This is a genomic window from Butyrivibrio sp. MC2021 (assembly GCF_000621605.1).
Classification (GTDB): domain Bacteria; phylum Bacillota; class Clostridia; order Lachnospirales; family Lachnospiraceae; genus Butyrivibrio.
This window is the reverse complement of record NZ_KK211315.1, coordinates 133792-160719: the sequence shown is the minus strand read 5'-3', so window position 1 is coordinate 160719 and position 26928 is coordinate 133792. Positions and strand designations below refer to the sequence as shown.

Sequence of the window (26928 nt, the reverse complement as noted above, 5' to 3'; positions counted from 1 at the left end):
GGATCTCTATTCTCACAGAAAAGAAACAATAGAGAGAATCTTTGGAACAGCTAAAGAGAACCACGGATTCAGATATACGCAGATGTATGGCAAGGCGCGGATGGAAATGAAGGTCGCGCTTACATTTGCGTGTATGAATCTGAAAAAGCTTGCAAGAATCAAGCATGAATGGCGGTTAGAGATGGCCTGATAGAGGCCGTTTCTATCCTTTATTATCAATAAAACACTCGCGAAAAAGAAAAATGGTCTTGAGAGCTACGCTCTCAGGACCACTTTGTCTACAGTCTGGAGCGATTTTTTCAAAGATCGCTCTTTTTTTGTTAAAATAATTATGATGCCGCTATCGGCTACACCGAATGAAGCTAGTGTATAGTTCTAGTATGTGAGTATATTAACTACACGAATAAAAAGGTGAATTCAACATGGCATTATATGCAATTGGAGATCTGCATTTGTCCTTCCAGGCTGATAAGCCAATGGATGAATTTGGAAAAATCTGGAGAAATCATGTAAGACAAATAGAGAAGAACTGCAATAAGATGATCACTGATGATGATACTCTAGTATTGGTTGGAGATCACAGCTGGGGAAGAAAGCTGTCAGATTGCGAGAAGGACCTGGAATTTATCGAGAATCTTCCCGGGAAAAAGGTCCTGATCAGAGGCAATCATGATACATTCTGGGATGCTAAAAAAACAGCGAAATTAAATGATTTGTATAAAGACCGACTGTTCTTCCTGCAAAATAACTATTATCCCTATGGTGACTATGCGCTTGTTGGCATAAAGGGATATTGCTACGAGGGTCATGATTCAGAGGAGCATGCCGCTATGTTAGTAGAGCGTGAAGCTAAGAGGCTTAAGGAATCTTTTGAGGCAGCAAGGAAAGATGGATTTGAGAAGTTTGTAATGTTTCTTCACTATCCACCAACATCCCTCTGGGAGAAGACCAGCAGATTTACATTCATGGCTGACGCATACGGCGTTCAGGATGTGATCTATGCTCATTGCCATGGCGAAGCCAGATACCATGACAGCTTATTGGGGAAAGTAAATGGTATAAGATATAGTCTGGTTTCAGGGGATTATTTACGATTCAGGCCATTTAAGGTGATGGATTGAGAGGTAGTAAAAGTTATATGAGATTTACCGTAAGAAATTCAATTGGGGTTCTTGCCATATATTATGCAATGGGAGCTCTTTTTGCTGCACTTCCTATTGCAGGTATAGTTAATACATACCGGCTGGCTAAGCCATTTGGAAAAAGCGATCTGGTATGCGCATTGATAATAGCCGTTATAGCTCTGTGGCTTCTTTGCGCCACGCTTCCCAAGCTTATTGTTTTTGATGAATACGTATTAGCCAGATACCTGATAATATATATAAAAATCCACAACAAGAATCTTATGAGTCCGATGATTGAGACTAAATACTCCAAAGATGAGTTCATTGGAAAAGTCGAATATAAGGTTGCGTATTTTTACAAAAATGGAAGACGGCTTTTTGGCATTAACCTTAATCTTGATAATGCAGAGAGGTTTGTTTTTGAGTGCAAACAGAGGAACATAAAGGCTCACTTAGGAAAGTAAGGAATGATTTGTATATTGTATGTACCAAGCGAAAAGTGTAAAGGAGAAAAAGGTATGGGAACAGAAATGCAGGAGAAGGCGGATCGTTGGAACAAGTTTGTTATGGAGGTTTGCTTTAGGGACCTCGACACACTCTCTGAGGTCCAGAGAAAAGCAGTATTATGTTGCTTATATGATAACGAGATGAATAGCGGTGGATTCAGTGGCTACCTTGATATGTATGAGGACACTGATTTTGATGAACTGGAGGATGCACTCCGTGAGATTGCAAGTGATGAAATCGCTGACAACTTCCATAAAGCATATACAGAAGGCGAGGAAGATGACTACGAAGCTACAGATATGGAGTATTACAGGATTAAACCATCACTTACGGATTACCTTGAGATATATGTTGAAGAGCATAAGGATGAGATCTTGTTGTAAGAGAATAATACGAAAAATGAGGACCTTTAAGAATGAAGCCAGTGAATTAGTAGAGTCAACAATTACCCTGGAGGCATTCATAGGTAAAGAGATGATTATTGATTACTCAAAAGGCATATCAAAAGCGATTGAAACAGCACATGGCGCAGACCGTGTTCTAAGGCCAATTAATTATTTAAGGTTTTCTCCGGATTATAATTCTACAAGCCTGTGGCTTACCGGGGAAAAAGTTGGGATGATTGAATATGACAGGGTAGGCTTGTCAAAAGAGCTCATATCAGAGCTTGAGAACTTTGATGAGCATGTTTGTGGGCTAATAGACTGGAGTGACCCGGGAGGGCCTTGCCCTATGCCTGTCAGTGAACAGTGGGAGCTATACAATGAGGGGCATAGATTGTATGAACGTGTAAAAGAAGAATTAGGAGACTGTTTTGTAATTGAAGAGGATCTGGACTGGATAAGACCTAAAGAAGATTGCTGAACAGGAAATGTTGGGAGGAATGAATATTGTCAAATATGGATGACCTTGTCAGGGCAGACTTCTGGGCATCGATGGCATTTAATCCGGATGCTTCTGATGAGGAGCTTCGTCATTGGTTTAAAGAGTTTTCTTTAAGAGCCGATAAGATGCTTTTGGATGACTGGAAGAATCACAACGATGGCAGAATGGCGGAGGTAAAGCAGATAATGTATGAAGTAATCTACGAAAAGGAACATCCACCTGTTAAGAAGATGCTTAAGATTGACGCGGAAAGAGACAGCGTTTGCATGCAGGATGACTGCATGGCTCCGCATTGCAAGCAGCTTGAATGCGAAGAGGACTTGTTGTTGTCGCGATTTATGTATGAACTTATTGGATATGTTCCAAGTGCGGGTGATAATACAGTGTGGGACATATATTCCAATGCGACCGCTGATAACCATAGAAAGGCTACGAAGATAGCTACGATTTTCCTTGGGAAAGGATCCTTTAACTATGAACTGCATGTAGAGGATAGGCCGCTGAAAGATATGATTCTTCAGAAGGTGTACTGTGCTCTTATGAGAAAGGCTTAAGAGTGGGCAATACAATAAGGTTTAACGCAACAACTGAAAAAGAGGAATGTCTTTCCATGTCTAATCAAGGGACTGATCTTTTCCTTGAATTATTGATAAGGTCCAGTGAATTCTTTGAAAAAACATCGTCACAGGCTGCGCTGATAGCCTTTTTGCAAGAACAGGCAGAAATAAATGATATAGCGCCTGGAACCGCCGGCTTCGATATAGAAGAAATGCCTTGGAACGAAGAAATCTTATCTGAAGATGTAGCTTTTCTTGTTGATGTTATTACAATGGCCAAAGATTCCATGGCATGGGAAAAGCTAGGGATAGGGGTAAATAGTAAGATTATGATTCCTTGGCTTGATAGATTTGAGGCTTTAGTTAATAAAAGAATTAGCGTGTAGTTAACGGAAAGAATTACGATGGACTAAAATTGAAAGAGGAGCTGCTCATGATTAAGCGAGTATTTGGCACTGTCACAAAACGGTTTGCTTTGTATTCTATATTTGGAACTATGCTTTTATATACAGGTTGCGCTAATTCACAGGGTTCTGATGAAAATGATTTTCTTGAGCAAGGTGCAACAGTAGAATCATCAGGAGCTATCGCTGATGTCCCGGTAAAGGAATCAAGAGATGAAGCCACGAGTTCCGCTGAATATGACGATGAAGAAGCTGGTGTAGAAAAGAAGATTGCAATAATTGAAGACAATGATGACGTACGCTATGATACATCATACCTGGTTAATGATGATGAATCTTATGTTTACAGATTATCTGATCCGGAGCTTATAAAGAAATATGATGAGCTGTATGCAGAAGCCTTTGCTGATGTAATTGATTCATACAAGGAGGCTATTGCTTGGATGGATCAGGACTATAACAGTAATCAGCATGGTACTGTAACCAACCTATTACTTGAAGACACTTCTAAAAAATCGATAGTAAAAACCGGTTCTGTCATTGAGATGGATATAAATTATGATCTAAATAATTTGGGGTATACCTACGTAGATCTGGATTGTGATGGAGTCTTTGAACAAATATTTGGAGTTTCCAGTTATCAGTATAACGACGGCCTTCCTATGGACGTCTATGAGAGAGCATATGCCTTGATTGATGGAAAAGCAAAGAAGATTTTGGAAGGCGGCGCAAGGATAAATCAGTGGTTAGGCTCTGATGGATATATTTATGAATACGGGAGTGGTGGAGCTGCATATAGTGGAATCTGGAGGCTTCATTTTGATAAAACAGGAATGTTAACTGACACTGTTGATCTGGGGAACAATGGCTTTGTAGAGGATGAATTCCTGGGATATTGGGAAGGTACAGTTCATATATTGGGACCTATCGAGGATATAGACGAAGCGTCAAAACTTCCTGAAAGTCAGATGGATGATGATGAATGGCGATTTTTAAATGAGGAATGGGAATCAAGGCGAGTGGAGATAGACTGGTTGGAGATGTCGGATTATTTGGCCCAATACTATCCGGATGGGATTTAACAGGACATAAAGAGGAGAAGGAGCAGATTTACTTATGACAGGCGAAGAATTTGTAAAGAATTGCTATAAAGAAAAAGACAATATGCTGAAGATGTACTTTGATAAGACTTTAGAAACCAGTGTGGGAGAGAAAATCATGAGTCTTGAGGCGCAAGGAATTTCTGAGGAAGAGGTTAGAGGCCTTGTGGATTCCGTTTTGAAGGAGGCTTTTTACACCATGTTGTTAGGGCTGGAAGGAGAAGCATCTCTCGGTGCCTCTCAGGAAATGTACAAGATATACGATGAGGAAGATAACCTTATTGAGGATATCGAGGGATATGCTTTCGATGCTTTTATGGCGGAGGACTAAGAAATATGGGGAACGGAGAGGTAACTATATTCAACACATATGACTCATTTGAAGCAGATAGTATTGTCGCACTTCTTAAGTTGGAAGATATCCCGTCTTATAAGCGGGAGCACGGAGCCGGACAGTATCTTTCAATTCTATTTGGAACTAATACCACACAGAGTATAGAGATAGTCATCCCGGAAGAATGTGAGGAAAGAGCGCTAGAAGCTCTTGAAGGTGCAGGATTCATCGAGGCTTCAGAAGAGGATGATGATAATTGAGATATGAAATATAGGAAAGCTATAGAGCAGATTGAGATAGTAATATCGTTGTTACAAAAAGAACTCGATGAGGGAAGAAGGAACGGAGGAGCCAATAAAACCCTTCTTAGGCACTATGAGGAGGCGCTGCAGGCAATAAATAATAGGGATTACCTCAATGTTAAGCTTACAGGTAGCTGCAGAATGTACTGGGATTGGGCTGTTGAGCAGCCTGATGAAGCTATTATGGAAGCGATGAGTAAGGCGGAGACACTTTTTGCAGAAAGGAAATAATCACATGCTTGAAAGAAGTACTTGGTACCAATTTCTTGGCTGACGCCTACGGAGTTAAGGACGTGTTCCAGATAATACGGAGTGGTGTGACTGCATTGAAGAAGTAACTGAATCTTATGTGGCTGTCTCATGCGAAGGTGAGGATAGACGGAAGTTTTCATTGGATAAGCTCAAGCTAATAGAATAACATGTTCGGATATGTGTTTATTGGGTCACGATGACCCAATAAATGACCCAATAAAATAGAATCTTTTTATATGTAATTGTAAGCGGCATATAATCGCAAAAGTGGTTGTATGCCGCTTATTTATTGACTTTTGATGGTTTTGAGCACTTACGTTCGGAACGCTTGTGCGTATACTTGGAGAGGTTTATGACCCAATAAATGGGCTAGGATAGAAGTGTAAGGTCGTAAGAAGTCTCAATATTTTTAAACAGAGAGGGGAAGTTCTATGAAATATGCGGTAGTAGATCTTGAGTTCTGTAAGGTACCAAAGGGCTACAAGAAGTTTGGTTACAAGTGGTGCCAGGAGACTATTCAGATTGGAGCGGTACTTTTTGATGAAGATTACGAGATCATTGATGAGTTCAATACCTATATAAGGCCGGAATATGGCCACATTGACTGGTTTATTGAGAATATGACCGGAATAAGGCAGGCCGATGTTATGTCTGCACCTTCTTTTGAGGAAGCGCTGATGATGTTTCTGGACTGGCTGCCTTATGACGATGTCAGATGTGTTTCCTGGAGCGATTCAGACCCAAAGCAGATTGTCCATGAAGTAATGGCAAAAGGCATTGAGGATGAACGTCTTGAAATCATCCTTGCAAGCTGGATGGATTGTCAGAAGACCTTTGGCCGTAAAATGGGAAGAAAGGATGCATATAAGCTTGAACAGAACCCGGATTATGAGCTCAATGAGTTTTATAAAACTGCCAGGGAAGAAGATACTGAGCACCTGAGCTTTTGTATGGGAGATTTGTTTGCAGGGCTGGCGCTGGCATAAGATATAGAACGGAAATTACCACGTAGATATTTCCTGTGAAAAAAGGTCATTATTATCTATAGGTTAGATAGCAAAGGAATTTTAAAACAATAGTTTAAGGAGGCAAAACCATGTCAAGGAATAAAATATCCATATATAGCCCACAATATAATAAACTTGCTTCTAAGTTTTTTGGCGAGTATGTCCTTGGAAAAGAAAAGGAGAATGTTGTCATATCACCGCTTTCTATCATTGTTCTTTTGGCTATTGCTTCTGATGCAACAGATGGGAAGACGAGAAAAGAGATTGCTAATGTATTGAGGGGATTGCTGCCCTATGAAGCTGCCATGGGGATTATATCTTTGATACAAAAGGAACTGTCTGCAAGCGGAGAATTGGTTTTATCTAATGCTGCAATTGTAAAAAAATCGATTGAGAATTCGGTTAACCCTAAATACAAGAGCAGGCTTGAGACCAAGTTTGGCGGAGAACTGTTCTGTACTAGTGACATCGTAAGAGACGTTAATTCCTGGGTAAAAGAGAAAACCAAAGGCATGATAGATCAAATAGTAGATGACAGCATGGAAAGCATGCTTATGACTTTGATAAATGCTGTGGCGTTCGAGGCTGATTGGGAGAATGAATACGACGAGGACGATATTAAAGAGGATGAGTTCAACAATGCGGATGGAATAAAGAGCACAGTAAACATGATGTTCAGTAAGGAACATTTATATATTGAAAACGAATTCTTTACAGGCTTTCTGAAACCATACAAGGGTGGCGAGTATTCTTTTATGGCCCTGTTACCAAAGAATGCGCGTAATGAGCGAATTTTCAGAAGATCTATAGAAAGAATAGATTTCAAAGGCTTATATGATTCGGCAGAATATAATCCGGTCTATGTAAATATGCCTGAGTATAAAGGGGAGTTTAGGACTGAGCTAGCGGAACTTTTAATGAACATGGGTATAACAAATATTTTCTCACCGGAAGCTGATTTTTCACCTCTTTCCAGTGAATGGTTAAAGGCAGATTCTATTATCCATAAGGCCAGAATTGAGGTGAATAGAAAAGGAACAAAGGCTGCAGCAGCTACTGCAATGTTTTTGGTGGCAGGATGTGCGCCTATGGGTAATCCCAAGTCAGTAAGGCTTGACAGGCCCTTTGTTTATGCGATTATGCATAACGAGACAGGACTCCCGGTATTTACCGGAGTGACAAACTATATAAGCGGATCTGTAATGTGAAATAAAATATAATAAAAGCAACATACTAATAACGTAATGATGATACAATTAAATAGATGTTTTTTACTGTATTCAAATGCATCTACATGCATCGGAGGAGATTTTAAATGGTGATAAATGAGCTTGTTACTCGAAAAAAAGCAGACTTGGTTAGTATTAAGGAACAGGATGTTCTTTTTGAAACGGAACCAAAAGTGGAATATGCATTAGTAGATTCTTCTAAGTATTCTTTTGTATATAAATATAACGATGACATCGAAGTCAATATGTTTGAATCAGACAGGTCATTTGATAACGATGAGTTTATTGATGCTGAATTTGATGACAGTATAAGTGAAAAAGACCATTCTTACTACATTGCGGCAGTGGCAAGTGGGCTACTTACTGGCGCTTTCAGTCAGTTGAAACTAGCAGAAAGCAGTCTAGAAAAGATTAATAAATGGAAGAACAGCGATTGGGAGAAATATATTATTATTGCCGCCCAAATCGCAGGATACAAAAAATCTGATTTAAAAGGAGCTGTTTCTTTTTTAAAAGATCGTTTTGTTCCGTACGTAAATGATTCGTTAAATAAAGAAGTTAAAGAGGGACTTGATGAGTGGCTGAGATTTTTATCCAACCATCCTTCTCTGGCAGGGCTTGTGTTTAGTGTTTTTACTCAATATAGTGGAGAACGCTACAAGTTTGGTGAAAAACAATTGGTTAAAGAACCGGTTCCGGAATATTATGCGATTGGAAGAAACGCAGTTGAAAAACTTGCATATGGTTTCCTGTATTGGGTATTTAACGTGGCTGTTGATGTGGCTGTTTCTAACAGAACACTATTGGAAGATATTAAAATGCCTAAGGAAGTGATGACGCTTCTAAAGGAACTATACAAATTTCCTATCTTCAGAAACATACCTTCTTCTTACAACGATTCAGAAAAACTTTTCTCTGAGTGGATTACTAAAACCTTCGAAAACTCAAGATACAAGGACGATGAGGGGGAAGAAAAAGAATTTGATCTTCATGAGGAAATCGAAAGTCTAAGCGTGGAGGCATTTAATAAAAGCGCGCCCGTTCTTATAAATGAGTGCATTGTTAGATGTTTTTATTTTTTAAAGAAATTTACAGTTGAGATTAAGAATAAGGAAATACGTACATTTGCAGATCTGGATAAAGTTGATATTGGAGCAGTTCTGCCGTTCAATAATAGACTAATTTCCAGGATGGTTCTTATATCTAGCGGTTGTTTTGTTGGAGTGAATGTTACAGGAGCAACAATAAAAGCTGTTCTTAATAGGGATAAAAAAGGTGGAGAGTTTGCTAAGACACTCCTTGCTGAAGTAGATATTGTTGGAGTAGGACGTTTTATTTTCGCATGTGTGGCGGACAGTAAGTATTGGAGTGATGATATAAAAGTCATATTACAAAGGCGAGATAAAAAGAAAAAAGGTAAGGATATTAGTTTCGAGGATTGTATGGCAGATGAACAGACTTCAAGTGACGCATTTGCTGCTCTTACCATGGATGCAATTCAAACTAGAATCCTATATTCTCTTGAAACAGTGGCTATACTTAAGGATATTGAGCATACTGTGAATATAAAAGATAAAGATAAGAAAAAAACATGGCTTGAATCATGGCAAAGCATGTTACTTAAAGGAATGGGGATAACAGAAGAAGGATATTTTGTAACAAATGAAGAATTGATATATGGGGAGATTAATAAGGTTACACAGACTGAGGAATATTTGAAATGGTTCTATTTGATTGCTTCTGAGTTAATCGTATTTAAACCATATTTCCCGTTGCATTCTAAGGAGGATGCTGAGTATAAAAAGTTGAAGAGGGACAAATACAATTACATAGATGATCAGTTTGCAAGAAAGCAAACTATTATAAACCAGACTGAGATAGATGCAATTAGAGATGCATACAAGAAGTATAAGGGATTAGTTAGTGGTAACACTCAGAATACGATAATAGCTGCCGGTGTGGCTGCGGTAACTGCTGTAGCTTCTGGTGGTCTTGCATTTGTTTTTGCTCCTGGAATAGCGACACTAATAGCCGGAGAGGCTGTTGTGGGGTTGCATGGAGCAGCTCTTACAAGTGCTAGTTTGGCTCTTGTGGGAGGAGGCTCACTAGCTGCCGGAGGATTAGGAATGGCAGGTGGAACTGCAATTATCACAGGAGGAGGCGCTCTTTTAGGTGTTGCGGGATCAGGTAGTGCATCTATGGCAGCAATCCTTTCGCAGACTAATAGCGATATATTGATTAGGCTAGCAACCAAAATGCTGGTGTTCAGCAAATGTGTGTTGAAAGATCGTTTTAATGATATAGAGGCTTTGGATAAGTTATCAAAGGCGGTGGATGTAACAATAAATAAGGTTGAAAAAAATCTTGAAGAATTAGAAGAAGAGAAGTGCTCTTTGGATAAAGATACAATAAAAGATGCCAAAGCATATCTTAAGTATTTAAATAGGTGTAGGGCGGAACTAGGGAAAATTAAGTAAAATCGAGAGAAAAATACAATTTAGAAAATAAGACAGGCTAAATAGCAGTATTTCTGTCTTAAGAACTGTACTGATGGAGGAAAAAATAGAATGCCGAAGGTGTCTTCAAAAGAAAACAAAAATGCCTATTTTAGGAGAAGAGAAGAATTAAAGCTAACCCGAGAGCAGGCAAGTGAATTGCTCGAGACTATACCTCCTGAACGTATAGAAAAAATTGAAAATGAAAGGGTCGAGCCTCATCCTGAAGAAATTAAAATAATGGCTGAAAAGTATAAGGCTCCAGATTTATGTAATTACTATTGCTCAAATCAATGTCCGATAGGGCAGCAATATGTGCCGGAGGTAAAAATCCAGGGACTTTCACAGATCATACTAAATATGGTTGATTCTTTAAACGAAGTTCAGGATAGTCAAAGGCGGCTGATAAGCATAACTGCAGATGAAATAATAGACGATTCTGAAATAGACGATTTTGTTGATATTCAGGAGAAACTGGAAAAAATATCTATTACTGTGGAAGCATTACAATTATGGTCAGAGCAAATGATTGCTAATGGATCAATAGATATTGAAAAGTACGAAGCAAGACGAAATAGAAAAAAGTAATATTATTTTACATGCACCTCAGTCCATTATGGAATGAGGTGCGTTTTATTTTTCTATCTGTAGAAAGATAACCACCTTTTTTTTCTGAAACATTCCTGTTTCTAATTGTGGCACGGATTTATGATTTATGCATAAACAAAGAAAAGAGGTGGTTATATACATGAGTGTAAGGGAAAGAATCATTTCGTTGAAGTTAATAAAAAGAAAAGAATCTCATCCGGATTTCTTAAATGAGATTGGTGTTAGTGCAGAATTAGCTACCAAGGAAAAAGATGACAGCCGCATAGAACAAGAACCCAAGGAAGCCAGATAAGATGGGAAAGAATAAATTAGATATTATAAATTTTGCCAAACTTTATGATGAATTCGGTGAACAAGCGGCCAGAGATACTCTTAATGATGTTAATGAAGACAGAGTAAGTGAAAAGGTATTAGAAAAGTATCTATACACTGATGAGACAAAGGAAGAATTTGCGCGACGGATAAAAGAAGAATTTAAGGAATTGAGATGATTGCAGCATTGTAATAGTTAATATATGACGAGAGGTGACCTTTATGGAATTATTATCAAAAATAAATAAAGTTGTTTCGAATATTGGTGATCATGCAGAGGCTAGAGTAACAAGTACAAATAGAAAAGTAGCAACATTTACATCTGGAGACGGAACATTTAAAGCATCAAAGACAGAATACCCTAATGGAACTGTTCATGAAACTAGAACATATAAGAAAAAATAGTAGGGAGGGTAAAGATAAATGCTAGGTTTTGGAGATATGGAGATAGTAAGAGCTGAAGGTGATTTGAGATTGTTGAAAATTGGATGTAGAGGCAATAGAGAGGTCTATTGCGTGTTGGGAGATGGTCCAACAAAGCATTATGAGGATTATGAAGACGCTTTGGATGACTTTAATTTAAGATGGATGAAGAGTATATATGGAGACTAAAAATAAAACTATAATAAGAATGTTGTCGATTTGTAACGCTGACAAAATTGCTCCTTAGATACCACTTGGACTAAATGTAAGAAATAGTCTTTTGCTTTTTCTTGCTGAATGCTAGTGCTCTCCTTTCTTAGCAGGGCGGTGTCCAAGTGGGCCGCCCAATAGAGTATATGTAGTATTTACGGCTTTTAGTATTCGTATTTGGTATAATAGTAATTGACTGGGGATTGGGGAAACATAATAAGTTGATCTGATCCCTTTTTTCTATGGCAATGCGTAAATATGATTTTTTGAAATTGATATGTGAGGAATAGTTTATGAGAAGCCACAAGAGCAAGAATAATAGGTTAGTTTTCATAGGAATAGTGCTTTTTTTTATAAGTCTGCTGCTCAATGATTTGTATGTTTATGCTGGAGAGAAGATATCTGTTTTGCCTGAGCAAAGATATGAAAGTACTACAGAATTTAGCATGGCTTCAAGTGATGTTGTATCTCAACCTTCATATGGACAAAAGATTGGCTCATTATTTGTTGAAGGTGATTTGAAAAATGAAACTGCGATCAATGGGACAACTGCGTATGCGGTCAGTGGGAAAGCAACAATCGGATTTAGTTATGATGGTGGATATAATTCAGACAAAAAGGATGTTTGGAATCTCTATGATTGCCGTGAGAAAAAGATTGGCGACATTAAATTATCAAAAAAGGTTGGCAATGGCTCAATAGTAGTAAAGAAGTCAAATGATGGAAAGGATTTTGGAAATGACTATGTGCAGGTAAATAACCTGTTTTCTAATAAAAAAGTTGACCTCAATGCTTTGCTTTCTGTTTCAGAAGAAGAGATAAAAGATGGTACTTATTATAGAGTATATGTAATCTACTCATTAAAAAGAAGGCCTACGGGTGCCAAAAAGGACATCTACAAGTATTGTATTGATAAGTATGATTTCTATATTTGCTATGCAGATGATCCGATTTCAATCCTGGATGTTAGCAGCCGGAAGATAGTCAATGACAATTCTACGGTAAAGGAGGGCTTTACTCTTTTAAACAACGGCTCTAATGCAAGTATTACGGTAAAAAGGGGTAATGCAGAGCCTAAAAAGGTAAATTCATATGAATCATTCTACGCGCCTGGGACATATACGATAACAGCAATTTCTCCAATAGGTGATACATTCCAAAAAACGGTAAGAGTATCAGAAGGGTCTGCAACAATATCTGCTTCACCTAAAAAATATGTTAATAAAGAAAGGACTGGATATAAGAAGGATAGTAGTGATGGTGCGTTAGTTTCAGGGAGAACACTTTCTTCGCTTATTATTGCTCAAAAAGCTGGAAAGAAAATAAACATGGCACTGACAAAAGGATGCCCTTCTTATGGAATTAGTGGGAAAAGGGCAGACATTTATCTAAGAGTTACGGATCCACAAACCTATAAAACAAGTGGATGGGAAGTAGTATCAGATACTTGGGGAAAGAAAGAAGATCAGAAGATAAATGGAATAAGTACGAAAACAGCTATTGGAACAGGGGCACTTATTGTTCAGAATTCTGCAGATGGAGTTACCTGGTCAGATCAGGTTGCCAAAAATACAGTATATACTACGGATTATTATAAGAACTACAGTCAAAAAGGAGATATTTTGATATATCAGCCTAAAGGCGAAGCAATAATAAATGGAGTGTATATAAAAGTTACCTATGCTTATGAGATTCAAGAGGTTGGTGGCAAAGATAAAAGAAGATGCATAGAAGAATATATCTTTTACCTGTGTAACGATGAGCTAGGAGCGATAACATTCCACAATCTGACAATTAAAGGACAGGACGAAGATTCTAGAGATAATGAAGATAAAATAACCGTAAACATGTATAAAAAGGCTGAAACTATCGAGTCTGGAGCAGTCACAGCTACAGGTTTTACCATTGATACCTCTGAAAATCCTACAGCTAGCATACGTGTTAAGAAGGATGGAGAAGAGCTTTCTTTTAGAGAGGGAATGACTCTTACCGAGACAGGAAGATATGATATTAGTCTAAAAAGCGTGGCTGGATCTTCAAAGGATGTGACTATATATGTTGACCGAATGACAAAGGAGGAGACTTTAAAGGTATATTTTGATGGCAGTTTTATTGAAGGCAAGAGGATTTATGATGAAAATTCAGAATACCCGGTATTTGAAGGCGGCAGAACCAAGTACAAATTTTTAAGTGTTTCGGATGAATACCTTCCGCTTTACGGTGAGATAAAGAACATTTCAACAGGGGAATCTGAAAAAATAGAGGCTTCAAAATCCATGAGGACCAAGCAGCTGATGACTCCTGGCGAATATGAGATTGTTCTTAATAACAATCCTACATGCAAGACAAAGACACCTTCTGGGGATAATAAGGTAATAACATTTAGGTTTAAGATCATACCTGAAGGAACAGCACCAGGACCGCAGGTTAATAAAAGAAATCTAATAGAGGCTATGAATAATAGCGTGGCGGGGGTGTTCCCTAAGTATTATGGGCTTCAATATATAAGAAACAAAGGCGGCCATATATGTCTTGCATTTAAGACATATGAAGCAGCAAAAGAGTATGCATATGATCATGAAAAGGGAACAGTTGAAAATAATCCAGACGGTACTTATAGCTATGGCACAGATCCTAATAAACCAAAGGACCGATATGATTCTGAGTGGGCTTTGACACAGGCACTAAATGAAAGCGCAGAAAAAGCAGTCCAGGAATTATATTTCGATGCTTCTGATGAGACCACATTCAGAACAGTAAGGAAAGAAACGCTGGATAATATAGGAGGTCTTGATAAGCTTGATACCTACAATAGTGTTGTGGTATTTGCGGATGGCCAGAAAGAATTACTGACAAATCTTGATGCTCTTCCTATTATCAACTCATTGCCTTACTCATATCAGGAGCCTAAGGAAGGGAAAATGCCCGAGGTTGGAAAACAGTCATTTGAATTTATCAAAGATAAATACGGATGTGATTCAAATATTGTTGTAATAACTGATAAAGAAGGCAAAAGAGCAATCATAGATTATGAGAAAGATGTAGAGGGCCAGCTTAAAGAAAAAGGCTTCGAAACAGGAATAGTAACTATAACAGAGGAAACAATCTATGGGGATTCTACTTCATATGAGGCAGTTTATTATGCAGAAGGTGATAATACGGCTTCAGTTACTGTTTTATTAAAGGGGGAAAATAAGGAAACTTTAGTATTATCAAAGGAAGATAGCGGCAAAACAATAGACGCCGAAGCATTTTCTATCATAGATATTAAAGACAGCCTTGATCCATATAGCAGCGTGGTTGTAAAAGATACAAAAAGCAAAAGAACGATGTTCCTGGGAATGGAAAAAGCAGCGGAAAAGATATGGACAAATGCAGGCGAGTATGAGGTATACGTTGTAAACAGATTAGGTAATAAGTATTCGTTTACGATTAATATCAGTGACGGAAAATACGCATCTATTTCGTATAAGGGAGAGGGAACAGAGACCTTTGAACCGGTCCTGGCTAAAAAAGGAGAAGAGAACGTTAAGTTACAGATTCCTACAAGGTATGGATATGAGTTTGCTGGATATGATGATGAAGATGGAAATGTATTTGATGAGGTAATAGACAAAATATCCTTTAGCGGAGAAAAGACATTATCTCCTAGATGGAGGCCTAAAAAAGTAAATATTATCCTTAAGGACGATGAGGGCAATATCTTGGATATGCTGGAGACAAGTTATGGAAGCGAAGTGGATCTGCCAGTGCCAGAGCTATCAGAAGGGAAAGATTTTCAGGGGTGGAAAGCCAATGATGATCTAATTAAGGACAATAAATTGATAGTAACTGAGGAAAATGATATTACGATAGAGGCTTCCTGCACAGTTAGTGCTAAGAAAGATACTGTGCAAGAGGCTAATGAAGAAGGCGAAAGCGAAAAGTCAAATGATGGTACAAGTAAAAAAAACAGCCCAATAATACCTGTACTTATTATTGCAGCATTGGGCGGCGGAGTAGCAGCTTGTGTTAAGAAAAAAACTAAAACCAGAAAATGATAGTGGAGAGTGTGCTTATGATAAAAAGGTATATGAATAGAGCATTATCGATAGTATTGTCTTTAACTATGGCCGCTACAGTTTTATCAGGCTGCAATAAGCATGTTACAGAAGATAATACAGTAAGCAGTGCTGATAAGGATAAGATTGTTGAAGAGACAACGAAGGCAATTCTTGAAGACATGGACAACTCTCAGGCTGCGTCAGAGCAAGCTTCCATTGAAGAAGTAATTGATACTTCTATGAGTGTGGGCCTTTCTACAAACTGGGAAGACTATGTGGGAGACTTTGAGACATTTGTGTATGGACTTTTAGCTAACGAGCTTAAGTACAAATATGATGTTTTCCCTGCATATACAAAGCTTAAGAGCGGACTTTCGATCCATGGAATGGCATATACTGATTATTCTGAATGCTATACGAATAGCGATGAAACTAGAGTTGTCTTTAATTCGGGCTTTATCCCGTACTATGGCGAAATTGAGATACCTGATGAGGAATTTGATGAGGGACTTGAGCTATTTGACTGTGATTACCAGGATGATACAACCAGTTTCCTTCTTGCTTATGAAGGATCAAAAGTTTTAGAACACTGCGTAGTTTACGGTAAGTATCTAAAGTATGGCCTTGACGATAAAGGACATGTTTACTATGAAACAATGGAGTATGACGAAGATAACTGTGATGTGAGTCTTGGATCTTTGTATTCATATGATGAAAAGAAGTACTTATATGATACAGACTTTGGAACTTATAAACCTCTATCAGGTACTCCACTGTCTCAAGAGATTGATTATGCTGAGCTTGAAAAAGCTATAAATGATGTTTTGGAGAAGCAGGATTTTAATTTTGCATCAGTTGATATACAGACTTATGTACATTTTTCTCAAGAAGCAATTGAATCCTATTTGTTATCCCTTCAAGAAGAGAAGTTTCTTGGATATGATGTAGATTACCTGGCTAAGCTTACGTCACAAATTAATCTAAAAGAGTGCTATAGGATAACTGCTGATGGGCTGATGTTCGTCAATGCAGATGGAAAACCGATAAATGACGCTGACAGCTTAGCGAAATGGCTTGTCAAAGTAGGGTGCGTTATCACAATAGCTACTGGTATAGTTGGGTCAATGGTTTGCATGGAATGCCCGCCTCTTTCAGCAGCGGCAGGTGCAATGGCAGGAACGGGGATAGAAGTCCTTATGCAGGTGGCCCTTTCGGGAAAGCCATTAGATTCAATTGACTGGGGGAAGGTAGTACTGGCTGCAGCAACCGGTGCAGTAAGTGGTTACTTAGGGCCATATATTAATGCTCAATATAAAGGGGCAGCGCATTTCCTTATAGATTCTTTATTGGATGGACTTCTTGGAGGCGCAGAAAAGAGCATAGCAGCATGGCTTGATAATGAAAACGGGGAGAAAATCATTAAAGAGTTTGGCTATGGAGTTGCACTTGGCTTTGGTATTAGCGCTTTTTTTAAAGCCGCTGGGCTTGGACTTGGGAAAGTCGTAAAAAATGCAGCTTCAGGTGCAGAAATACTAACAGATAAATTATTTCCTAATCTTGTTATTAAAACACCAAAAGTGCTGCAGACAGTAGGCAACGCTATTAATGATGCACTTACCGGATTAAAAGAAGTAGCAGACGACTCGGTGTTTCATAGCGAGTATATTTCTAGGAAGCTTAGTTGGAAGCAATTAGAACTGTTTTTAAATGAAAATACTGATGAATTGGCTAACCTATCATTAAAAAATCTAACTCGGACTAAAGAAATCGTAGACCTGGATGGAAATGTCATTTCTAAAGAAACATTGAAGGAATTATTCGAGAATGCAGCTGATGGTGATGTGATTGGAAGAATAAAGATTGACGATGACGTTATCGATGTTGTAAAGAAAAATAACATTGTCAGCATAATGTTTGATGAATCGAAATACCAGACGGTTACTTTGACAAATAGGTTGACTCCAAATCGTACTGATAATTTTGATGATGCAGCAGAAAAGTTTAAAGATAGTTGGATAAAAGACCCTTCCAAGATACCGGAGTCTATCAAAAAGATACTAAGTGATAACAACAAAAAATTAGAGGATTTAAGTAATAGAGAGTTGGCTAATATTATACAAAGCAGTGATATGGTTATGCATGAAAATCCAGACTTGATGACTATAACGCTTGTTTCTCGTAAACTGCACGATGCTTCGGAGGGCGGTATTTCTCATTATGGTGGAGTTGCACTAGCGGGGTACATAAAGTCGCATATGGGAACATCCTTCTTTGATGAGATTCTAGCGGCGATATCATAACGGAGGATAAGCATATGAAAGAAAAAACAATACGGGATTATGGCGAGCAACTTAGAAAACTATATAACGAGAGAAGTCTTTTAACTGAGCGGTATGAAAACGCGGCTGAGCGTGAAGATGGAAAAGCCGAAACGAGAGCTTTGTCAAAAGATATTACAAGACTTGATGCTGAAATTGATAATCTGATAGAGAATGACTACGCAGAAGCTGTTTTTAATGAATATTGTAAAGAAAAGCCAGATTTAACTAGGGTTTATACTGGAGAAACCGTCAGTTGGGATGATGCATTTGGATCAGACTTTGAAGCTATTTCAAAGAGTCTAAGACATTCGCTTGTAGGCCTTGTTGAGGATCCTGGTAAATACCAGATAAAAACATGAACAAATTGCTGAACAAGAAAGATGCACCATAAACATATTCCGAAAGACGGCATTAAGGTTGTGCTTTGCAAAGTAAATGGTATTAAGAAAATGCCTCAATATATTATTGGAACCTACTGTGGCCACGACGATGAGGATTTCTGGTATGGCTTTAGAAGAAAGAGAATATGTTTTATTGATATGCAGTAATAAAGTAACTGTGATACAATTAATGTGATAAACAGATTTCTACATTTTTCAGGGGGTGCAAAATGGGATTATTTGGGAAAAAACCAAGAGATGAAAGAGAAGAAATAAAGGGTAAAATTGAAAAGCTTATGAGTGAATACGACAAAGAAGAAATTGATGGAGATACTTATCTCAGGAGAATGATGGATTTAACATTATCCAACTCAAAGAAGAAAAAGAAATAAAATATCTCATGAGCTTAATTAGAAATGGAACAGTTTTGGCGTCTTCCGGTTTGGGAGGCGCTTTTTTCTAGAAAGGCTTTATTATGAAAGCACCGTTGTTGTAAACGCTATTATAATAGTTGACCATATAACATTTTTGAAACATTTTCAAAAATATGTTGACGTGGACATATAATGTCCGCTATATATGATATTGTAATTTCAGCAACAAACAAAGATTTTTCATGATTCAGAAATGAATTTCAAGAAAGGAGGACGATCATGAAACATACGATGAATACTAACAACATAGCAGCAATAGACAACAGGGGCATGATTGTCCGCCGTCTTTTTTTCTAAAACTATTTCACACAAAGAAAAAGGACTGGTATAAGGACAAGACTTTAGGCTTCTGAGGATTAAGAGGTGTCTTTTTTGTGCGCAAAAATGCGCAGGGCACCTGCAATGGAGGCTATATTTTGATACCAGTAAAAGGAAAATATTCAGATGCCATGATCATGTGCATGGGAGATATCGCTGACGGAAATGTTGATCAGTATGCGATCGCTCAGGTACAGATGATCAGTGACATCGAAGCTACAAAGGGTAGCAAGATCCGTGTAATGCCTGACGTTCACCCGGGAAAGGTAGGACCTATTGGACTCACAATGACAGTGACAGATGCAGTTCTTCCTGCACTTATCGGAATTGATATTGGCTGCGGTATGAGCATGGTAAAGATTGGAAAGATCAGAAAGGATTTCCAGAAGCTCGACACAGTCATCAGAGACAACGTTCCGGTTGGGTTCAAGGTAAGAAACATGGTTCATAGTGACGCATTAGATTTTGACCTTGGGAGACTTAACTGCTTTAAGCACATCAGAGATGATAAGGTAATGCTTAGTATCGGAACTCTTGGAGGAGGTAATCACTTTATTGAGCTCGACGCAGACGAGAATGGAGAGGGATATCTGATCATTCACAGTGGCAGCCGTCACCTTGGCAAGGAAGTTGCTGAGTATTACATGGATAAGGGACACAAGTATTTAATGGAGCATGGAAAAGAGGATGTTCCATATGAACTTACTTACCTTACAGATGAGCTCCTTTCAGACTATCTTCATGATATTCAGGTTGTTCAGGAATACGCTGAACTCAACCGTCACATCATCATGAAGGAGGTTTGTAAGGGGATGAAGTGGAAGGTAACAGATGAAAAGAGCTGCATCCACAACTACATTGAGCAGACAAATGGAGCAGCTATCCTTAGAAAAGGTGCCATCTCCGCTAAGGAAAATCAGGAGGTGATCATACCAATAAACATGAGAGATGGCGTAATCCTTGGAATCGGCAAGGGCAATGATGAGTGGAACCGCTCAGCACCTCATGGCGCTGGCAGAATCTCATCCAGGGAGAATGTTACAACCAGCCACACAGTGTCTGAATTTAAGGCTTCAATGAAGGGAATTTACACAAGCTGCATCAGCAAGGACACACTTGATGAGGCACCCTTTGCCTACAGGGATATTGATTACATCAAGGAGGCTGTTGCGGAAACTGTGGACATCACAAAGATTCTCAAACCTGTATATAACTATAAGGGAGGGAATGCGTGATGATAATGCAGATTAGTTCAGGCATGGGTCCAGTCGAATGTAGGGCTGCTGTGGGTGGCATTTTCAGAGCTTTACAAAAGGAATTTCCGGATATAGAGATGATTACAGGCGTGAAAGGAGAGGTAGAAGGAGCCTATTCATCAATCATTTTTATTTCAGAACAGGACTTGTCAGCCCTTGAAGGCACAATGCAATGGGTATGCAAGAGCGGTTACAGACCGGGGCACAAGAGAAAGAACTGGTTTGTGGACGTTAGCATCATCGAAGAGCCTGATGAAGTTGATGAGAAAATTACGGAAGACAAGATAAGAATTGAAAAGTTCCATAGTGGAGGATCAGGCGGACAGCATGATAATAAGACTGAGTCAGGAGTAAGGATAATCCTTATCCCAACAGGCATTACAGTGTCCTCCACAAAGGAAAGAAGCCAGTTCATGAACAAGCAGGACGCACTTAGAAAGCTTTCTGCAGTCCTTAAGCAGACGAACGTAGATAGTAAGGATAAGCAGAAAAACAGCGCGTGGAGTAAACAGAAAAACGGTACCTGGTACCAATCTTTACGTGGTATGTAAGCAGGTAGACTGAATGCCTGTTCCTCTTGTAACTGTCCATGAAACCTCCAAATCTAACGCAAACAAATGTTTGCACATTTGCTGCAAATATGCTATAATACAGAGTATAAGGTTTGGTGAAGGGAATTACAACCGTGTACAGAACAAGGCAGTTCAGAATCAGTAAAAACAACAGACTATATGGTTACTGCAGTGATATCTGCAGAGCTTCAGCCATTCTGTACAACAGGGCTAATTTCATAATCCGTCAGTATTCTTCGGCTATGGAAGCTTTTGAATCCTACAGACCCCTGTATCCCAATCAGATGCAGGTATTCAGGCTTGTGAGTGATACCCTCGATGGTACAAAATATCAGGTAAAAGGTTCCTGGCTTTCTTACAATGCCCTCGACTATCTTTTAAAGACCACAAAAGATAAGGCATACTACGGGCTTCCATCACAGGCAAACCAGCAGATACTTAAACTCCTCATTAGGGATTACAAGTCATTTTTTGAGGCAGTGAAGGCATATACAAAGAATCCGTCTGCTTTTACAGGACGCCCCCGCATGCCCAAATATGTAGGTGAGGGAAAGTACAAGACAGCCATACTCACAAACCAGATATGCAGGATAAAGGATGACTCTCTTATCAGATTCCCCGGAACAAACGATATGCTAAGACTTGGTGAAGACTTCCCTTCCGGAAAGCTTAAGGAAGTGCGCATAAAGCCTCATGGGAAGGACTTTGTGATAGATGTCGTCATGGATGTGGAAACAAGGGGCATGGTTCCTGCCGATGATGAGGAAATACTGAGGAGCCTTGCAGATATGGCGGATATTTCAGGCATCCGCGTGATGGCACTAGATCCCGGAACAGATAACATAGCTGCCGTAGTAAACAACTTTGGTAACAGACCATTTGTCATAAAGGGCGGAGTCATCAAGTCCATCAACCAGTTCTATAACAAGGAGATGGGACGGCTAGCTTCATGTGCCATGAGATGCAATAAGAGATACCGTACCAGGAAAATGAGCATCCTTACTGAAAAGAGGAACAGGAGGATAAAGGACCAGTTCCACAAAATAAGCAGACAGCTTGCGGACTATGCAAGGGATAACCGTGTCGATGTTGTGGTGATGGGACATAACGTATTCCAGAAACAGGAAGCAGATATGGGACATATCAGTAACCAGAATTTTGTGCAGATACCAATGCTGATATTTGCAGATATGCTCCGCTATAAGCTTGCTGAATATGGAATAAGATTTGCCCTGACCGAGGAGAGCTATACTTCGAAGGCGGATTTTCTTGTTATGGATCCGATTCCCATGTATGAAAAAGGGAAGAATAAAGAATACTCTTTTTCAGGAAGAAGGATAAAAAGAGGACTCTACAGACACTACGATGGAACACTCACAAATGCAGACATAAACGGGGCTGCAAATATCTTGAGAAAAGTATTCCCAAAGGTAACACAATGGGATAGGGGCATAGTGGACATGCCCTGTTCTTCAGGATGCCATAGGCAGACTGAAGGTTCATGCCGCAAAGCGGCATAACAGAAACCCTTTCCGACGCAGAGTCGGTGAGGGTAGTTCATTTGTAACAAATGCGTGAAGAAAATGCTAGAAAAGTATTACTAAGAGCGATTGGGAAAAGAGACTATGCTTATAGAAGAGATTAAAAAAGTGGCAAAACAGGCCGGTGAGATCATGATAACCGCCAAGCGGCCTAAGATCATGGAAAAGTCAGGCCATGCAAATTTCTGCACTGAGACAGATGAGAAGATACAGAGTTTTTTGATAGAAAAACTGAAAATTGTAGTTCCGGAAGCTCAGTTTCTGGGAGAAGAGGACGGACAGGACGTATTCACGGACAAGATGAAAAGCGGATACTGCTTTGTTCTGGATCCGATCGATGGGACCTCCAACTTTATCTATGCATACCGACCATCTGTGGTTTCGATTGCGCTTTTAAAAGAGGGAAGGCCTTTTATCGGTGTAGTATACAATCCTTATGATGACATGATGTTCAGTGCAGAAGCAGGAAAAGGCGCATATATGAATGATGAGAAGATTATGTCGGCAGATACGCCACTTTCAGAGTCTCTGGCGTTATTTGGAACCGCGCCATACTATACTGAGCTGCAGGAAAAGACCTTTGACATAGCCAGGAATCTTCTGACTATGTGCGTAGACCTTAGAAGATCCGGGACTGCTGCGTGGGATATGTGCTGCGTAGCCCTTGGCAGATGCAACCTTTACTTTGAGCTTAAGATACAGCTCTGGGATTATGCCGCTGCAGCTCTCATTGCCGAGGAGGCAGGCTGTACAGTCACAGATATAGAGGGTAATCCGCTATCATACACCGGTTTTACCTCTGTTGTGTGCCGTGCAAGAGGAGTCAAGGAAATGCCGAAGTGCCTGTCGCTTTGAGCAGCTAAATTCTTTAGAGAAGAGGTATGGAGTATGTTGATTAGGAGCCAGTACAGGTGCAGCTTTAAAGCATTGAACAATGATGTCCCTATTGAGGGAATCATTGACCGGTGTAAAGCTGCTTTTATAAAGCAGATCGAGAAGGGCATGGTATGCAATGCCTCTTTTTATCGCCATGAGAATATGGGCTTTCTGTACCTTGAAGAGATAGTCACGGCAGGGGAAAAGAGCAGTCTGGACATAGACAGGATAATGAGCGATTTAAAGCCATATCTTAAGCCCTGGCCTGAAGAAGACGGCGACAGATTTTTTGCCCCAATGATAAATGTCTATTATCATCATATTCCTGAAGAGGATCTGGATGTCTGGGAGAAGGAGAGGACAACTGCGCCAAAAGAGCGGATTGGAAGGATTGCTTTTGTTTTCCCGGATAAGCTTCCATCATATGTTAGATATCATGATGAGATAGTCTCAGAAGGCCTTTTAAAAGGCGATAAATACGCTTTTATATCTTTGCATGAGAATATCCTCTTTTCATACTATGAGGAGCCTAGGAACAATGTAAACATCAAAAATATTGATGAAGAATCTGCTGTGATAGAAAAATGGCTCAAAGCAGATCCGGAGTCTCATTTTGACAGGGAAAAAGCAAAGGGAAGCAATTTCCTTGTTATTCCATGCCTATTTACAGTAGACCGGTTAGACCTATATAATAGATAGCACATAAGAAAAATGGAGGAAAATGCTATGGGACTTATCTGGGGACTTATACTTGGTGCGATCGCTGGATTTATTGCCAGCAGACTTATGAGTGAAAAGTCAGGAACTATCAAGAACATACTTCTTGGTATCGGCGGTGGATTTGTTGGAGGCTTGGTATTTAAGCTTATCGGATTTACTGCTACAGGAATTATCGGCAGCCTTATTGTTTCAACAGTAGGTGCTTGCATCTGCATCTGGGCAGGAAGAAAGCTCTTTTCATAAAAAACAGTAAAAACGTAGATTGCGATGTGTAGAAATGCACATCGCTTTTCTATTATGTAAAAAATGAGCTGAGTGAAAATAACATTTTCAATTATTATACTTTTCTTAATTACTGTAGACTTCATAAATGCAAACAATTAAAATTAATATCCTGTGCATATTTAGGGTGCACGTATATAAAACATGAATATAAGGGGATATTGTATGCGAAAAGTATTGGCCGTATTGCTGAGCGCATCTTTAGTTGTGGCAGCAACAGGATGTGGCGAAAGTAGAATGGCAGAAGAATCTAATGCTGATGCTGAAAAAAGTGTGATTGAGGAAATAGATGATAAACAAGCCATCTCGGATTTTGATGAGTTTGTAAATGGTGAATGGAAAAAGCAGAAACAGACAGGCAATGAAAGTGCAGCCGCCACATGGGATGAGCTGTACCAATCAGAAGAACGGCTGAAGGATATTCTTGATAATACCGATTTAAATGAACTTAGTGAAGAGAACGGCCTTTATAAAGCGGTTTCTATTTATCGCCACATTCAGGATACTGCAGATTACTCGCAAAGAATAGAATCCGTGAAGGAGCACATTAGGCAGATTGAAGATATAAATAGTCTCGAGGATATTTATCAGCTCTACAATAGTGAAGAGTACATGCTATACAGCGAAGAGTTTCAATTCGTAGTTGCTCCGGACTACATAGGCTTTAATTCTACATGGTTTAACCCCAATAGCATGACTGGTGATATAGATTTTTATAAGAATCTGATATCAGGAAATGAAGCGGATGATTCTGCCGGGGAACAGTTTCTTAACTTGATGGAACTGCTGGGTTATTCCGAGGCCCGAACCGGAGAAATGCTTGAGAATGCTTCTTTTGTCGGACAGATGATAGACGAGTATTGGAACGAGCAGGTTGAGAGTACAGTTGTCTATTATGACTCAAAGATCCTGGAAGAAGAAAATGTATCAGTGCCGGTGATAGAGATTCTTGAGAATCTGAATGCATTTGGCAGGAAAAAAGAGTTTATTGCCAAAGATAACTTTTGTCAGTTCATTAATGATCTTTATCAAAAAGAAAATGTCCCAGCAATCAAAGACCATATGCTATTTGGAGCAATTTCAAAATTGCTTCCGATCTATGGTGGGGATGTGATAAAGGCCGCTTATGGAACAGAGTATAAGGATGTAGCATATTCAACGGTAACAAAATATGCGCCGGATGTAATAAATGAAGCCTATAATGAAAAATATCTGAAGAATTTCAACGAGCAGCAGGCTCTGGATATGATTGAAGATATCAAGAACAGTTACAGGGACATCATAAAAAGCACTGATTGGCTCAGCACACATGGGAAAGAACTGGCTAACCACAAGATTCTGTATATGAGAGCCAGCCTTGGAAAAAATGAAATTCAAAACGACCTTTCCGACCTGGAACTGACAGGAAATATCGTAGATGACTATATTTCTCTTCTTATCAGCAGGGAGCGCTTTGTCAGAAGTCAGGCAGGAAAGGAAGATGATAAAAGACAGATTTTTAATGCAAAGCTTTTTGAAGTAAATGCCTATTATATCTCCGGTTACAATGCATTTTATGTGACAAGCGGTAAACTGGCTAATCCATATTGCTCCAACGCTGCATCCTACGAAGAAATGCTTGCCTACTTCGGAATGGGAGTGGCTCATGAATATGGACATTCTTATGATCCTTATAGTATTAACTTCGACTGGCATGGCTACTGGAAGAACTGGATGACAGAGGATGAATATTCTGCATATAACATAGAGCAGCAAAGGATCGCCGACTTTTTTGATGGCATGGAAGTGGGTTATGGGCGTAAGCTAGACGGTAATTCAGTGAAGATTGAGACCTATGCCGATCTTATTGCTATGAAATGCTGTCTTAATATCCTGAATAAGAGGGAGAATCCTGACTATGATCTGTTTTTCAGAACTTATGCTAAAACAAACGCATGTTATATCACAGAGGATGATATAGACTATGTCATGTCAGGCGGCTATCTCCCCGGCAAAGAGCGAATCAATTTCATTCTCGGGCAGTTTGATGAGTTTTATGATGTTTATGATATCGATGAAAACAGCCCATATTTTGTGCCAAAGGAAAAGAGACTGTCTGTGTTTTAATATGAAAATTTAGTTGGAAGGCACTTTCGCCTACACTGCCAGCCGCCAGCTGGTGCCGGTTCTGGGATCATAGTAGAGCCGGACAATTCTTTTCATATTCATAGAGATAATAAGGCACTCAAAAACAAAGGTGTAATCTCCGACGTAGATTCCATCTGCGGTTGTATGGGTGCCTTTTTTGTCGGACAAACGAAAGCCCTTGATGGTGTAGGCCTCGTATTCTCCGTCGTCGTTCTTAAAGCGAAGTCGCATAGGAATAATGCTGCCATCAGGCTTGTGCTGGCAAATAACGTCTACTTCTTCAATTATTTTACTCATATTATGCTGAC

Annotated in this window: 30 protein-coding genes and 1 pseudogene; 30 read left to right on the top strand and 1 reads right to left on the bottom strand. The window is 39.3% G+C overall.

The genetic code is table 11. The annotated features are described in order from the left end of the window. From T359_RS21070 to T359_RS0118135, 30 genes and pseudogenes are all read left to right on the top strand, one after another. Positions 1-172 (top strand): annotated as a pseudogene (locus tag T359_RS21070) (transposase); the annotation flags it as partial. Between the two features lie 250 nt (positions 173-422). Next, positions 423-1121: a metallophosphoesterase gene (locus T359_RS0118275; RefSeq protein WP_026518638.1), complete on the top strand. Its 699-nt coding sequence runs from the start codon at positions 423-425 to the stop codon at positions 1119-1121. A 17-nt stretch (positions 1122-1138) separates the two neighbouring features. Then, a complete protein-coding gene (locus tag T359_RS0118270) occupies positions 1139-1588 on the top strand; it encodes a hypothetical protein (RefSeq protein ID WP_026518637.1) in 450 nt (149 codons plus the stop codon). Positions 1589-1642: 54 nt separating this feature from the next. Further along, positions 1643-2014 carry a DMP19 family protein gene (locus tag T359_RS0118265; protein ID WP_026518636.1) on the top strand — a complete coding sequence of 124 codons (372 nt, stop codon included), beginning with the start codon at positions 1643-1645 and terminating at the stop codon, positions 2012-2014. 16 nt (positions 2015-2030) lie between these two features. Beyond that, complete coding sequence (locus tag T359_RS0118260; RefSeq protein WP_026518635.1) at positions 2031-2495, top strand: hypothetical protein; 465 nt, start codon at positions 2031-2033, stop codon at positions 2493-2495. Between the two features lie 26 nt (positions 2496-2521). Beyond that, positions 2522-3070 (top strand): hypothetical protein, encoded by a 549-nt coding sequence (locus tag T359_RS0118255; RefSeq protein WP_035784926.1) that lies wholly within the window; start codon positions 2522-2524, stop codon positions 3068-3070. A gap of 2 nt (positions 3071-3072) precedes the next feature. Beyond that, positions 3073-3459, top strand: coding sequence for a hypothetical protein (locus T359_RS0118250; protein ID WP_155840184.1), 387 nt, complete (start codon positions 3073-3075; stop codon positions 3457-3459). A gap of 47 nt (positions 3460-3506) precedes the next feature. Next, the gene (locus tag T359_RS0118245; protein ID WP_026518632.1) at positions 3507-4559 is read left to right on the top strand and encodes a hypothetical protein; all 1053 of its coding nucleotides are present in this window, start codon (positions 3507-3509) and stop codon (positions 4557-4559) included. Between the two features lie 34 nt (positions 4560-4593). Continuing rightward, complete coding sequence (locus T359_RS0118240) at positions 4594-4908, top strand: hypothetical protein (RefSeq protein WP_026518631.1); 315 nt, start codon at positions 4594-4596, stop codon at positions 4906-4908. A gap of 5 nt (positions 4909-4913) precedes the next feature. Beyond that, a complete protein-coding gene (locus T359_RS0118235; protein WP_026518630.1) occupies positions 4914-5171 on the top strand; it encodes a putative signal transducing protein in 258 nt (85 codons plus the stop codon). A 3-nt stretch (positions 5172-5174) separates the two neighbouring features. After that, complete coding sequence (locus tag T359_RS0118230) at positions 5175-5444, top strand: hypothetical protein (protein ID WP_026518629.1); 270 nt, start codon at positions 5175-5177, stop codon at positions 5442-5444. Positions 5445-5896: 452 nt separating this feature from the next. Next, on the top strand, positions 5897-6451 hold the full coding sequence (locus tag T359_RS21065) for a 3'-5' exonuclease (RefSeq protein WP_051545613.1): 555 nt from the start codon (positions 5897-5899) through the stop codon (positions 6449-6451). Between the two features lie 110 nt (positions 6452-6561). Further along, positions 6562-7680, top strand: a complete 1119-nt coding sequence (locus tag T359_RS0118220) for a serpin family protein (protein WP_026518628.1) — start codon at positions 6562-6564, stop codon at positions 7678-7680. Positions 7681-7787: 107 nt separating this feature from the next. Beyond that, positions 7788-10178 (top strand): hypothetical protein, encoded by a 2391-nt coding sequence (locus tag T359_RS0118215; protein WP_026518627.1) that lies wholly within the window; start codon positions 7788-7790, stop codon positions 10176-10178. Between the two features lie 90 nt (positions 10179-10268). Beyond that, the gene (locus tag T359_RS0118210; RefSeq protein ID WP_026518626.1) at positions 10269-10784 is read left to right on the top strand and encodes a helix-turn-helix domain-containing protein; all 516 of its coding nucleotides are present in this window, start codon (positions 10269-10271) and stop codon (positions 10782-10784) included. 160 nt (positions 10785-10944) lie between these two features. Continuing rightward, the gene (locus T359_RS22675) at positions 10945-11097 is read left to right on the top strand and encodes a hypothetical protein (protein WP_155840183.1); all 153 of its coding nucleotides are present in this window, start codon (positions 10945-10947) and stop codon (positions 11095-11097) included. Between the two features lies 1 nt (position 11098). Beyond that, positions 11099-11296: a hypothetical protein gene (locus T359_RS0118200; RefSeq protein WP_026518625.1), complete on the top strand. Its 198-nt coding sequence runs from the start codon at positions 11099-11101 to the stop codon at positions 11294-11296. A 43-nt stretch (positions 11297-11339) separates the two neighbouring features. Beyond that, positions 11340-11522 carry a hypothetical protein gene (locus tag T359_RS0118195; protein ID WP_026518624.1) on the top strand — a complete coding sequence of 61 codons (183 nt, stop codon included), beginning with the start codon at positions 11340-11342 and terminating at the stop codon, positions 11520-11522. A gap of 18 nt (positions 11523-11540) precedes the next feature. Beyond that, positions 11541-11729: a hypothetical protein gene (locus T359_RS0118190; RefSeq protein ID WP_026518623.1), complete on the top strand. Its 189-nt coding sequence runs from the start codon at positions 11541-11543 to the stop codon at positions 11727-11729. Between the two features lie 314 nt (positions 11730-12043). Next, the gene (locus T359_RS0118185) at positions 12044-15790 is read left to right on the top strand and encodes a hypothetical protein (protein ID WP_026518622.1); all 3747 of its coding nucleotides are present in this window, start codon (positions 12044-12046) and stop codon (positions 15788-15790) included. A gap of 17 nt (positions 15791-15807) precedes the next feature. After that, a complete protein-coding gene (locus T359_RS0118180; RefSeq protein WP_026518621.1) occupies positions 15808-18093 on the top strand; it encodes a hypothetical protein in 2286 nt (761 codons plus the stop codon). A gap of 14 nt (positions 18094-18107) precedes the next feature. Beyond that, a complete protein-coding gene (locus T359_RS0118175) occupies positions 18108-18473 on the top strand; it encodes a hypothetical protein (protein WP_026518620.1) in 366 nt (121 codons plus the stop codon). Positions 18474-18724: 251 nt separating this feature from the next. Then, the gene (locus T359_RS22910; protein WP_197027126.1) at positions 18725-18886 is read left to right on the top strand and encodes a hypothetical protein; all 162 of its coding nucleotides are present in this window, start codon (positions 18725-18727) and stop codon (positions 18884-18886) included. Positions 18887-19383: 497 nt separating this feature from the next. Beyond that, the gene (locus T359_RS0118165) at positions 19384-20481 is read left to right on the top strand and encodes an RNA-splicing ligase RtcB (protein WP_035784976.1); all 1098 of its coding nucleotides are present in this window, start codon (positions 19384-19386) and stop codon (positions 20479-20481) included. Beyond that, complete coding sequence (locus T359_RS0118160; RefSeq protein WP_026518618.1) at positions 20481-21053, top strand: peptide chain release factor-like protein; 573 nt, start codon at positions 20481-20483, stop codon at positions 21051-21053. Before T359_RS0118165 ends, T359_RS0118160 begins: the two co-directional genes overlap by 1 nt. A gap of 116 nt (positions 21054-21169) precedes the next feature. After that, on the top strand, positions 21170-22594 hold the full coding sequence (locus T359_RS21060) for an RNA-guided endonuclease InsQ/TnpB family protein (RefSeq protein WP_242839133.1): 1425 nt from the start codon (positions 21170-21172) through the stop codon (positions 22592-22594). Between the two features lie 105 nt (positions 22595-22699). Continuing rightward, entirely contained in the window at positions 22700-23470 is a 771-nt protein-coding gene (locus T359_RS21055) for an inositol monophosphatase family protein (protein WP_051545608.1), read from the top strand. A 33-nt stretch (positions 23471-23503) separates the two neighbouring features. Continuing rightward, on the top strand, positions 23504-24190 hold the full coding sequence (locus T359_RS23155) for a hypothetical protein (protein ID WP_026518617.1): 687 nt from the start codon (positions 23504-23506) through the stop codon (positions 24188-24190). A gap of 27 nt (positions 24191-24217) precedes the next feature. Further along, a complete protein-coding gene (locus tag T359_RS0118140; RefSeq protein WP_026518616.1) occupies positions 24218-24454 on the top strand; it encodes a GlsB/YeaQ/YmgE family stress response membrane protein in 237 nt (78 codons plus the stop codon). A gap of 204 nt (positions 24455-24658) precedes the next feature. Further along, the gene (locus T359_RS0118135) at positions 24659-26599 is read left to right on the top strand and encodes a M13-type metalloendopeptidase (RefSeq protein ID WP_197027125.1); all 1941 of its coding nucleotides are present in this window, start codon (positions 24659-24661) and stop codon (positions 26597-26599) included. 30 nt (positions 26600-26629) lie between these two features. Here T359_RS0118135 and T359_RS0118130 read toward each other — a convergent pair whose 3' ends face one another. Beyond that, positions 26630-26917 carry a hypothetical protein gene (locus tag T359_RS0118130; protein ID WP_026518614.1) on the bottom strand — a complete coding sequence of 96 codons (288 nt, stop codon included), beginning with the start codon at positions 26915-26917 and terminating at the stop codon, positions 26630-26632. Positions 26918-26928 lie beyond the last annotated feature (11 nt).